The sequence below is a fragment of the Bacillus pretiosus genome (assembly GCF_052947655.1).
In genome coordinates this window covers 2,396,420-2,408,475 of sequence record NZ_CM129593.1, presented here as the reverse complement: position 1 = coordinate 2,408,475, position 12,056 = coordinate 2,396,420, and the positions used below count along the sequence as shown (strand labels likewise).

Genomic DNA, 12,056 nt, shown 5'->3' with positions numbered 1-12,056 from the left:
CTTCCCCCTATATCTCCCTATTCAATTTCTAGTAATACATCTCCTTCATTTACAAAATCGCCTTCTTGCACATTAATTTTCATAACTGTGCCAGCTTCTTCTGAAATGATTGGAATTTCCATTTTCATAGATTCCAAAATGACGACATCCTGCTCTTCCTCTACTGTATCTCCTACTCCTACAACAATCTTCCATACATTTCCTGCCATCGATGCATATACCTTCGTCATCATTTTTTCCCCCTTAATATTGTTAAATCTTATTTTTTAACAAGTTGTTTCGTTACAAAACCTGTTGTATAAATACCACTTTTGAACACATCGTCTTCCAATACTTGAAGTAACATTGGCGTGTTCGTTTTAATACCTTCTACTTTTAATTCTTCTAAAGCATCATGTAATTTTGAAATTGCTTCTTCACGAGTTTCACCATGAGCAATGACTTTCGCAATCATTGGATCGTAGAAAGGTGTAATCGTGACTTGATTCTCCAAAAAGTGATCAATACGTACATTTGATGGAAGCGTTAAATCTGTAATTTTCCCAGGTGATGGGAAGAAAGTTTTCGGATCCTCTGCATAAATACGTGCCTCAATGGCATGACCACTACGTTTTACATCATCTTGTGTAAATGATAGTTTCTCACCGTATGCAATTAGAAGTTGTTGTTCTACAAGATCTAAACCTGTAATTTCTTCTGTAACTGGATGCTCTACTTGTAATCTCGTATTCATCTCTAAGAAATAAAAGTTCTTCTGATCATCTACAAGAAACTCAACTGTACCTGCATTTGTATAGCCTAGAGCTTTGGCAGCTTGTACAGCAACTTCCCCCATCGCTTTTCGCGTACCTTCATCTAAAAATGGTGAAGGTGCTTCTTCAATTACTTTTTGATTTCGGCGCTGCACGGAACATTCACGCTCCCATAAATACACTGTGTTACCATGTGTATCTGCTAAAAGCTGAATTTCAATATGGTGTGAATCTGCAATATAGCGCTCTAAATACATTTCTCCGTTACCGAAGAAGTTTTGTGCTCTTGTTTTGTTACTTTCAAATGCTTTGGTGAGCGTTTGCTCAGTTTCCATCAACTGCATTCCAATGCCTCCGCCGCCTGCGGATGCCTTCAGCATTAATGGATAACCAATTTGTTTTGCAATTTCAATTGCTTCTTCAGCAGTTTCAATATTTGTAGTAATACCTGGAACTACTGGGACATCTGCAGCTTGCATTGCAATACGAGATTCGATTTTACTTCCCATTTTCGTAATGATTTCTTCTGATGGACCGATAAATACAATCCCTTCTTCTCTACAGCGAACCGGAAAAGACGGATTCTCTGATAATAATCCATATCCCGGATGGATTGCTTCAGCATTTGTCTTCTTAGCTATTTCAATAATTTTTTCAAGGTTTAAATAGCTTTCTTGGACACGCGGTCCACCTACTAAGTAAGCTTCATTTGCCATTTTTACATGAAGGGCATTTTCATCAGCCTCAGAATAAATAGCAACAGTGCGAATGCCAAGTTTTTGACAAGTTTTCATAATACGAACTGCGATTTCCCCGCGATTAGCAATTAATATTTTTTGAAACATAGTGATTCCTCCTTTTTATCTACATCCTAAATGTCTTGCAATTACGAGACGTTGAATTTCAGAAGTTCCTTCACCAATTTCTAATAGTTTTGCATCACGAATATGTCGTTCCACTTCATATTCACGCATATAGCCGTATCCACCGTGAATTTGTACCGCTTGATTTGCAATACGACTAGCAGCCTCAGATGCAAATAACTTTGCCATAGCCGCTTCTTTACCGAAAGGTTTATCATTATCTTTTAACCAAGCTGCTTTATGTACTAAATTACGTGCAAGTTCTACTTCAGTCGCCATATCAGCTAATTTAAATTGAATCGCTTGGAAATTAGAGATTGACTTTCCAAATTGTTGACGTTCTTTCGCATATTGCAGCGCACGTTCAAATGCAGATTGTGCAATACCTACTGCTAATGCTGCGATTGAAATACGTCCTCCATCAAGTGTATATAAGAATTGTTTAAATCCTTTATTTACATCACCAAGAATATTTTCTTTCGGTACACGTACACCATCAAGTACGATTTCACATGTATTAGAAGCACGAACACCCATCTTATCGTAAGGACTTGAAATCGTTAATCCTTCACTTGTAGTCGGTACGATAAATGCCGAAATACGCTTTCTACCATTATCTTCAACACCGTTGATAGCGGTTACAATAATTGTATTTGCATACTCTGCATTTGTAATCCAACACTTTTCACCACTAATAACATACTCGTCTCCATCTAATACAGCTTTCGTTTGTGTACCACCTGCATCAGATCCAGCGTTCGGCTCAGTTAATCCGAAAGCACCTAAAGTTTTACCTGATGCCATTGGAATTAAATATTTCTGTTTTTGTTCTTCTGTACCGAAATAATAAATTGGAGAAGCACCTAATGAAATTGTTGCAGCGTAACTTAATCCTGTCCCACCACAAGCACGACCAATTTCTTCAACTGCTAACGCGTACGATACAGTATCGCCACCTGAACCTCCATACTCTTCAGGGAATGGGATTCCTAATAATCCTAGTTCGCCCATTTTTTGAAATGTTTCATATGGAAATTCCGCAGTTTTGTCATAATATACAGCTTTCGGTGCGATTTCCTTTTCAGCAAAGTCACGTACCATTTCTTTAATCATTTGTTTTTCGCGAGTTAGAGTAAATTCCATTCCGCTACACACCCCTTATCGAATATTGAGTTTCGACAGCGTGCGAGTTTCTACTACAAACATTACGAATTAAAAGACACGAATATTAGTTAGATAATTGCTATAATTCTGTCATAACTTAATTTTAAAACAGATTCTGTACTAATGCACAAAAAAATTCCTACATTGTTCTACAACAACATAGGAGTTTTCTTGTCGAATTATGTAATTTATTGTTTAATAATCTCTACCTTTTCCCGAATCAGAAATTTCAACTAAAGCTTCAGGGTAAGGTTCAAAATATGTTTGTCTTAATAAATACTTTTCGTCAAATCGAATGGCCCATGATTTTAAAATTGCAAGTAAGCTACTAAGCGGGACTTTCTTTTCTATATACTTTTGTATCAAATCTAAAAAATGATCTTTTTCTTGTTTTTTCAGCTTAGTTTTAAAATATCCAAAAATATGCTCACATACATTTACATTCGATGTATAGCGGGGTGTGCGCATAAATAATTCATATAAAGTCTTCTCATAGTTTTCAAATACCACTTCAATCGTTTCATTTTTTTGGTTTGCAATAATACGCCCCAATTCCTTTTGTTTTACCTGATTATATGCCATAAATAAATACTTATAGTCTGATTGAAATGATACGAGTTCTTTTATGTTTTTAGTATGTTTAATCATTTTGTAATGCGCGATTGTAAACAGCCTTGTAAAGAAATGTTCTCTAATAATAAAATTCGACAATCTACCCTCTTCTTCAATTGGAAGATGCGAAAAATTTTTTATTACTGCTCCGCCAAATAAGCCAGATCCCTTTCCTTTTGCTGGTGCTTTTTCAAAACCAGAATAAATTTTCACATCACGCGTACCACAACTCGGCGAACGATTCTTTAAAATAAAACCATCCACATCAGATATCGTTTGTAAAAAGACATATGAAAATTGCTCCATTTTTTCAGTTACATCTTCTCGTGTCGACGGCTGTACAAGCCTATTCACACCATTTTCTTCTACAATTCGTATCGTTTCACGAGGAGTCCCCCATCCGATCTCGACTTCTGGACAAACAGGTATAAAAGTAACAAATGGCTGCAAATTTCGTATTGTTACATCTGGTATCATCTCTGCATTATAACGACAGGCATCAAATTCTAAACATTTACTTACAACTATTGTTGGTTTTGCAAATTGCCGCATTTCATTACCTCCATGGTATCAATCCATACAATCTAAATTGTACTGATATTAGTATCTTAAGCAAAGTCTGTTTATATTGATTATTTTTATAATAACTATAAATTTAATGCTATATCAACTGCAATTCAAATCTATTTCGTATATGTATTAACAAGTTCTTGTACAAACTTGTTAATACATTTTTGTCTAAACACAATCCATCTTTACTAGCATAGTTACAGATTCTTTCCTCTCCTCTTTACATTTAAATTAAAATAAGTCTTAATACGAATTTTAACCCCAAGTTATTTGGAATATATTCTTTATATTTGTACATTATAGACTGAGAAAGTATTACTTGTAGTTAGGGTGTTCCAAATGAATTTTAGAAACCTACTTTCTTTATTACGGAACATTTTCAGAAGCATTTTTTCTTTGGTAAAAAATATTTCAAAAAATCCATTCATTTTAAGGAGGCATATTAAAATGGGAGTATTAAGTGGTAATCCCCAAAATGAACCAATGCATTACGGAGAAGTCTTTGCAATTTGGAGTTATCTTGCAGGGGCACAAGGTGCAATTGCTGGTTACCAAGTTCTTGTCAATCATTCTGGAGACGAGGACTTAAAAAAGTTTTTAGAAAATCTTATAGAAAATGATATCCAATCAGAAGTTGAAGAACTAAAAAACTTGTTAAAATCAAACGGTGTGGCATTACCACCAGCACCTCCAGAGCGTCCAGTTGCATCTATTGAAACAATCCCTCCTGGTGCTCGTATTAATGACGCAGAAATTGCAGCTAAAGTTTCTATGGATCTTGCTGCTGGACTAGTAGCATGTAGCCAAGCGATGGGACAATCACTTCGAGAAGACGTAGGAATGATGTTTGGACAATTCCATATGAAAAAGGCACAAGCAGGTGCTACCTTACTACGGTTAAATAAGAAAAAAGGCTGGATTATTCCTCCTCCTTTACATGTTCTTCAATCTGATCAAGCATAACATGGCGTAAGCGGTTAACTTTTGTTAACCGCTTCGTTGTATTTACCTGTCCTTTTAATAATGGAGATTAAAGATAGTTCTAATAATTTTAACTTTATGATTTAGATACTGTGATACGAATAATGTACAAAAGCAATGGAGAAATTAATACATAAGAAAGGAGGGGAAATTTATGAAGAAAAAATTATCATCTATTTTAAGTGTTTTAGCACTATCTATTATGTTTTTAGGCACATCTGCCCAAGCTGAATACGATGGAAATCATATGAATAGAGTTAATAACACTGATATGTCAACTCGAGTTAATGACAATAACTTGAACAGAGTTAATGATAATAACTTGAACAGAGTTAATAATGATGTGAGAACTCGAAATGTAAATACGACAAATGATTTAAATAATAATCATGATAGAAATAATAATCATGATAGAAATAATAATTGGGCTTGGCTGGGTTTATTAGGTCTAGCAGGATTATTAGGTCTTAGAAGAAGAGACAAAGAAGTACGTTAATCTAGAATGTTTTTCGTAAACAAGTACTTATTTATCAAAATTGTATAATGAATATAAATCGCCTTTTTAAAGGCGATTTATTATTTGCTTAAAAATAGTATATGTAATTCACACATCAATATATTTTTACTTATGATTAAACCTATTAAATTACATTTATTTAAATACCAAAAATCAAACCCCTAAAATGTTGTTATAGTTAGATTCGTGGCGTTAATCCATACAATATAAATTGAATCGTATTTTCAATTTCCACTTCATCATCCCATTTTTCTTCAGGCAATAATAAAAATCGTGTTAATAGTAAACCTAATACAGCTGATAAAGTAAGACGTAATACAGAAGATGGTGGTATCTCAATAATTTCTCCTTTATCTTGAAACTTCACAATCAACTTTTTGAAATGTGAAAACAGTTCCGTTTCTACTAATTGTTGTATTTCATTTTTTAGCTCTGGTTGAAATGGTACTTCTTGAATTAATATTTTAATCATAGGAAAGTGCTTTTGAGCAAATTCAAATCTATTATGAATGACAACTCGTAAAAGTCCCTCATATGATTCATACTTCGATTTAAATATTTCCTTTGCAAAGGCTTGTACGAAAAATGGTGCAGCAAACTTTGTTAATGTCGGCATGACGACCGCTAACAATAAATCTTTTTTCGTTTTATAGTAGCGGAAGATTGTTCCTTCCGCTACACCAGCACGCTTTGCAATTTCACTTGTAGAAGTTGATGCATATCCTTTTTCTCCAAACATATCAACAGCTGCCTCTAAAATACGCATTTGACGTTCATTTCGTTTATCCGTATTAGTTGCGGCAATTAATTCATCCAACCAATCCTTCTTCATCTATAATGCCCCTTTGTATCATCATTATATTTTCCGATGTTTCTTTAATGCAAATACATTCCCTATTGCAAATAATAGAGAAAAAAGTAGTAATACAGTTAGATCTAACGCAATCTCTGTAAATCCTTGATTTCGAATCATCACTTGTCTCATTGCGTCAGCTCCATATGTGAGCGGAAATAATTTCCCTAACATTTGTAGCCACTTATTCATAGATTCAATTGGAAACAACCCAGAAAAGAAAATTTGTGGCACAATGACAAGCGGTATAAATTGAATCATTTGAAATTCATTATTTGCGTATGCTGATAAAAATGTCCCTAAAGTTAGTGCTGTTAAAGAAAGCATACATGTAATAAGTAGCGTTAGCCATATGGAGCCAGCTACATACAAGTCTAAAATATAAACTGAAAAATTCACGATTATAATTGATTGTATAAATGCAAAGATTCCAAAACCAATAATATATCCTACAACTATTTCCCATCTTCTCACTGGAGTGGACAATAACCTCTCTAATGTACCACTTAAACGTTCTCTAACAAAGGAAACTCCAGATAATATAAATACAAAGAAAAATGTAAAGAAACCAATCAATACGGGGCCAAGCCCATCAAACATTGTAAAGTCTTTAGAGCCATGTAAGTAATTTACTTCAGGCTTCATAACTGATACATCATTCTTTTCTGAACTCTTTTGTAAAACTTGAAGTACAGCACGATTTTTTGATGAATCACTTCCTTCTAATAAAACATTCATTTTCCCATTCTCTAAATAAATTACTGCATCTACCTTTTGCTGTTCTAACTCTGAAATTGCTTTCTCTTTGCCATATTCATAAATTGAGGCTTCTTGAGTTTTCATTGTTTTTACAATAGGAGCAGGCACATCAACTACAGCAATATGCGGTACATAGTCTTTTTGTGTAAACACTAGAGACAATAACCAAAGTAATAACATTGGTGCTCCAAACATCATCGCTAACGAACGTTTATCTCGAAAAAATTGGCGAATAATACGAATGATTACACCAGTAACTCTCATGATAGGGCCACCTCTTCCAACAAAAAGACATCTTCAATCCGTCCTGATGATACCCGTTTTTTCAATTCTTCAGGTGTTCCAGTCGCAACTAGCTTTCCTTCTCTAATCAACCCTAAACGCTCACAAAACTCAGCTTCATCCATAATGTGCGTCGTTACAATAATAGTTGTGCCTTTCTTTTTCAAATCATAAAATTTTTCCCAGATTGTTTTTCTAAGAAGTGGATCTATCCCCACTGTTGGCTCATCTAAAATTAATATTTCAGGTTCATGAAGGAGTGCTATCGCTAATGATAAACGCTTCTTCATCCCACCTGAAAAATGCTGCACTTGCTGTCTTATATGTTTTGATAATTGTACAAGGTCAAAAACCTCTTCGATTCTTTCTTTTTTATGTTTTCCTTTTAATCCATACATCGTTGCAATAAAATCTGCATTTTCATATGCTGATAGTTCTTCATATAATGCATCAGCCTGAGCCATATAACCAATTCTTTTCATTTCATTTAAATTAGGCATGTTCGTGTTGTATACAAGCACTTCACCTTTCGTTGCCTCATTAATACCTGCAATCAATTTAATAAGAGTCGTTTTCCCTGAACCTGAAGGCCCAACTAAACCAAATATCTCTGCTTTTTCAACTTGCAATGAAAGATTGTGTAAAACTTCTTTTTTCCAAAAACTTTTTGACACGGTTCGTAAAATAATAGCAGGTTGCTGCATGTATTCTTCCCCCTTTTCAAAATGAGTGAGTACTCACTTTCATTTTACTCTTGCGTAATTATATGTCAAACTTCATTGATTAGTATGTATTTTCAATCTTAAACAATGAAACAGAGTCGACATTAGAATTTCATTTCTTAAAGTCGACTCTGTTTCATTTAAATTATATATTTCATTTTACGTTTTTAAATTCATATATTTTCTAATTCTAGCAACATCTAAAGAATATTCGATAACTAATTGCTGTAACGGTAAAATAACTGTATCAGGATATAAATGTGCATATTGTAATGTTTCTGCATATTTTTCTAACCTTTTTTCTAAATACTTTATAATTTGATCAGGATGACTTACTAATAAACATTTACAATAATAATGTATTTGTTCCTCAATCGCCGTATACTCTTCAATTTCATATTCTTTATGCATGTGTACACCCCTTTAAGTTTTTTACTGAATTGCTTATCACACTTTTCACTCGACTAATTTTTAAGTTTTTTGATTATTTACACTATAACAAACTCTCCGGGTCAAATTTTGTTACTTTATGTAACGTAGAAAATTTTTAACAAAACTGTAATGTTAACTTGTATAAAATGCATATGGCCTATTTTTTCTGTACAAAAAGTCGTACAGTTCAATTTAACTGTACGACTACAAGTTCTGGCCTATTAAAAATTCTTTGCGGAATGATACTATTGCCTAATCCTATACTTACTACCATAGACGTATTTTGTTTTTCATATAAACTGGTTGTATATTTAGGTAAAACACCTTGATTTGGAGCCACTAATTTGCTGATAAATGGTAACCTAAATTGTCCACCATTAGCGTGTCCTGATAAAACTATATCTATTTGCTCATCAGCATAATTCTGAATAAATTCAGGTCTATAGAATAAATCATCTATTTCTCCTATTTTAATACACTATCTAACTGTATTGCACCTATATATAGATATACTCCTATGTAATCCGCAATTTTCCTTATCGGATAAATTAATAAAAATTATTTCCCTACACATTGCGATTACATGTTATATAAGGAAGCTCTTCTTTTTTCCATGCAAGAAATCCTCCCTTTAAATTCACTACTTCCTTTATACCTGCTCTTTGTAAAATACTAGCTGCTATGGCGGAACGCAATCCGGTTCGACATTGTAAAACTATTGGGCAATCTTTTGGTATACAATCTAGCTGCTTAAATAGATTTCCTAAAGGGATATGTATTGCATCATGAAGATGTCCTTCCTCCCACTCTTTTTTACTACGCACGTCGATTACCTTAACACTTCCACCTTTTATATGCGGATATAATTCGATTGATGTGTCTTCTTTGTAACTTTCTAATCTATTAAATCTTTGTATTACCTTTACAGGTACAAAAGCAATAATATTATCTAGCCCAATAGATTCAAAGTCTCTAATAACTTCCTCCACTCTAACCTTTTCCTCATCTAGAATGATTAAAGTTTCTGTTTTATAATCTAGTAACCATCCACACCAAGTTGTAAAGGAATTGTTATAAGGTATGTTAATTGATTTCTCGATGTGACCAGAAGCAAAACTCTCTACATCCCTTATATCAACTATTTGCTGAACGCTTGTCATAACTTCTTGAAGTTTTTCTACTGTATCAATAGCAATAACTTCTCTCTTCTTACGAATTGGAGGACCAGACTTATTTAAATTCTTCATTAATGAAAAATACTTTGGAGGCTCTGGCTGTCCCCTCAATAAAGTCGATACAAAATCACTTTCTTCATTACACTGAAATGCCCAATTGAACATCTTTTCATAACCTAATGTAGAAGTTGGAATTGCTCCTAATGCTTTTCCACATGCGCTTCCTGCACCATGTGATGGCCATATTTGCAAATAATCAGAGAGTATTTTTATTTTTTGTATAGAATTAAATAATTGTTTCGCTCCTATTTTTGCAGTATTTTTCATACCTACAGCAGTTTCTAATAAATCCGGTCTTCCTATATCTCCTACAAATATAAAATCACCTGTGAATATTCCCATTGGCTTATCATTCGTATAATTATTTTGACTTGTATCAGTTACTAAAAAAGAAATACTTTCAGGCGTATGCCCTGGGGTGTGAATTACATTAAATTTTATATGACCTATTTTAAACTCTGTGCCCTCTCTAACCAATTTGTATCGACCTTCGTTAAGATATTGATATTTCCAATCACAATTTCCTTCATCAGATACATATAATTTTGCATGATAAAGATTAGAAAGTTCTCTAGACCCAGAAAGAAAATCTGCATGAATGTGAGTTTCAGCCGCAGCAATTACTTCCATTCCCTCTTTCTTAGCAAATTCTATATATTGTTCTATATAGCGACCTGGATCAATTACAATTGCTACGCCTTCCTTCTGACAACCGACCAAATAGGAAGCATGTGCTAATTTTTCATCATAAAAATATTTTAAAAGCATAGCTATTCCCTCCAAATAGTTATTTCAAATTACTTTTCAATTTGTATAACTGCTTTCTATCTTCTCCTATAGCATCCCTTTCAACATAAAATTCCAATACATATAGGGCAACATATATCTTTTAAGTAAAAACATACTATATCGTTCTTTCGCTTGATTAAACGGAAATGTTTCTTGAGGCTCATGTTCATAGTTAAATTCAGCGAGTATAAGACTTTTATAACCTGTAACAATCGGGCAGGATGTATATCCATCATATTTAGCATGCAAGTCTCTTCCGTTAAGTACGTCCATAATATTTTGTTTTAAGACAGGTATTTGTTTTCGAATTGCCGCTCCAGTTTTAGAGGTGGGTAAATTGGTACAATCTCCAAGTCCGAAAATATTCTTATACTGTATATGCTGCAAAGTATAAGGGCTTATATCTACCCACCCCTGAGAATCACTTATCTCACTCTCTTTAATAAAATTAGGTGGCCCCATTGGTGGAACAACATGGATCATACTGTATGGTACAGTTTCTCTTTTCAGTGTTTGCGTATCTTCAAAAATTGCTTCTCTTTTTTCGGCAATAATTTCTACTAAGTTTTTATTATAATTCGTTATAATTTGCTTTCTTTCTAGTACTTGTTCTAATGTATTAGCATAACGTGGAACCTGAAATATATTAGCGTTCGCCGTATAAAACATTACTTCACTTTTGTTTCTTACACCGCTATTAGAAAAATACTCTTCTGCTAAATACATAATCTTTTGTGGAGCACCACCGCATTTAATAGGAGTGTTTGGGTGGGTAAAAACTGCATTTCCTCCTTTAAATTTTTCAATTTCTCTCCAAGTAGAATCAACATATTTATAAGAGTAATTGCTACAAACCCCATTAGTCCCAATAGACTCCTTCAAGCCTTTAATACCATCCCAATTTATTTGTATACCGGCTGCTACAATAAGAATTTCATACTCAAGCAGCAATCCATCATCTAAAAGTAGCTTATTTTCTTTCGGAAACAACTTAACAACACTTTTAGGAATCCACGTTGCACCTTTTGGAATAAGCACTTCTTGATCACGCATCGTACTTTCCTTTGAAACAATTCCTCCCCCCACTAAACTCCATAGTGGTTGGAAATAATGTTTTTTTGATGGATCAATAATTGCTATATCTTCTTTCAATAGGGGTACATTTCGTAACAAATGTGCAGTAGAAGATATTCCTGCAGTCCCAGCACCAATTACAATAATTTTATAACTATCTCTGGTCTTCATTATCCTCTTCCCATCTAAATTTGATTTTTAAAACAACTAATTCGCAGCCGTATTTTCATTGTATTAACATTATTATAAGTTAAAAACACCACCCTTTTATCTGACTTAATTGAAAATTTTGTTAACTTTACCATCAATTTTACTTTATGCGTAAATCCCCTATGCTACTTCCATCTTTTATATTTTTCAATACTAGTCTTTGCCCTATCTTACTTTTATTACAGTTTCTCTCTACACTCAAAGCTATCTTTATCTTCTTTTTCGAAGAATACCTCGTTAC

At 33.6% G+C, this 12,056-nt stretch carries 12 protein-coding genes and 1 pseudogene; 2 read left to right on the top strand and 11 right to left on the bottom strand.

Going from position 1 to position 12,056, the window contains the following annotated elements:
- Positions 1 to 17: 17 nt before the first annotated feature.
- From ACU8YW_RS12245 to ACU8YW_RS12230, 4 genes are all read right to left on the bottom strand, one after another.
- Positions 18 to 233, bottom strand: coding sequence for an acetyl-CoA carboxylase biotin carboxyl carrier protein subunit (locus ACU8YW_RS12245; protein WP_001987345.1), 216 nt, complete (start codon positions 231 to 233; stop codon positions 18 to 20).
- 26 nt (positions 234 to 259) lie between these two features.
- Positions 260 to 1,597 carry an acetyl-CoA carboxylase biotin carboxylase subunit gene (locus tag ACU8YW_RS12240; RefSeq protein WP_097908097.1) on the bottom strand — a complete coding sequence of 446 codons (1,338 nt, stop codon included), beginning with the start codon at positions 1,595 to 1,597 and terminating at the stop codon, positions 260 to 262.
- A 15-nt stretch (positions 1,598 to 1,612) separates the two neighbouring features.
- A complete protein-coding gene (locus tag ACU8YW_RS12235) occupies positions 1,613 to 2,758 on the bottom strand; it encodes an acyl-CoA dehydrogenase (RefSeq protein WP_000397260.1) in 1,146 nt (381 codons plus the stop codon).
- 216 nt (positions 2,759 to 2,974) lie between these two features.
- A complete protein-coding gene (locus tag ACU8YW_RS12230; protein ID WP_426934575.1) occupies positions 2,975 to 3,943 on the bottom strand; it encodes a YbgA family protein in 969 nt (322 codons plus the stop codon).
- Positions 3,944 to 4,408: 465 nt separating this feature from the next.
- Between ACU8YW_RS12230 and ACU8YW_RS12225 the strand changes: the two genes are divergently transcribed.
- Together ACU8YW_RS12225 and ACU8YW_RS12220 are read left to right on the top strand one after the other, a co-directional pair.
- A complete protein-coding gene (locus ACU8YW_RS12225; RefSeq protein ID WP_087986148.1) occupies positions 4,409 to 4,924 on the top strand; it encodes a DUF3231 family protein in 516 nt (171 codons plus the stop codon).
- Between the two features lie 172 nt (positions 4,925 to 5,096).
- Positions 5,097 to 5,438 carry a WGxxGxxG family protein gene (locus ACU8YW_RS12220; RefSeq protein WP_446894070.1) on the top strand — a complete coding sequence of 114 codons (342 nt, stop codon included), beginning with the start codon at positions 5,097 to 5,099 and terminating at the stop codon, positions 5,436 to 5,438.
- Positions 5,439 to 5,637: 199 nt separating this feature from the next.
- Here ACU8YW_RS12220 and ACU8YW_RS12215 read toward each other — a convergent pair whose 3' ends face one another.
- The 7 genes and pseudogenes from ACU8YW_RS12215 to ACU8YW_RS12185 all read right to left on the bottom strand — a co-directional run bounded on the left by ACU8YW_RS12215 (position 5,638) and on the right by ACU8YW_RS12185 (position 11,776).
- Positions 5,638 to 6,291 (bottom strand): TetR/AcrR family transcriptional regulator, encoded by a 654-nt coding sequence (locus ACU8YW_RS12215; protein WP_060488911.1) that lies wholly within the window; start codon positions 6,289 to 6,291, stop codon positions 5,638 to 5,640.
- Positions 6,292 to 6,315: 24 nt separating this feature from the next.
- On the bottom strand, positions 6,316 to 7,335 hold the full coding sequence (locus tag ACU8YW_RS12210; protein WP_088063510.1) for an ABC transporter permease: 1,020 nt from the start codon (positions 7,333 to 7,335) through the stop codon (positions 6,316 to 6,318).
- The gene (locus ACU8YW_RS12205) at positions 7,332 to 8,057 is read right to left on the bottom strand and encodes an ABC transporter ATP-binding protein (RefSeq protein WP_048546950.1); all 726 of its coding nucleotides are present in this window, start codon (positions 8,055 to 8,057) and stop codon (positions 7,332 to 7,334) included. The genes ACU8YW_RS12210 and ACU8YW_RS12205 overlap by 4 nt, the downstream gene beginning before the upstream one ends.
- Positions 8,058 to 8,234: 177 nt before the next feature.
- Entirely contained in the window at positions 8,235 to 8,486 is a 252-nt protein-coding gene (locus ACU8YW_RS12200; protein WP_000548621.1) for a hypothetical protein, read from the bottom strand.
- 208 nt (positions 8,487 to 8,694) lie between these two features.
- Positions 8,695 to 8,958, bottom strand: a pseudogene (locus ACU8YW_RS12195) (metallophosphoesterase); the annotation flags it as partial.
- 115 nt (positions 8,959 to 9,073) lie between these two features.
- On the bottom strand, positions 9,074 to 10,510 hold the full coding sequence (locus ACU8YW_RS12190; RefSeq protein WP_097907923.1) for an MBL fold metallo-hydrolase: 1,437 nt from the start codon (positions 10,508 to 10,510) through the stop codon (positions 9,074 to 9,076).
- A 66-nt stretch (positions 10,511 to 10,576) separates the two neighbouring features.
- Positions 10,577 to 11,776: an FAD/NAD(P)-binding oxidoreductase gene (locus tag ACU8YW_RS12185; protein ID WP_088609804.1), complete on the bottom strand. Its 1,200-nt coding sequence runs from the start codon at positions 11,774 to 11,776 to the stop codon at positions 10,577 to 10,579.
- Positions 11,777 to 12,056 lie beyond the last annotated feature (280 nt).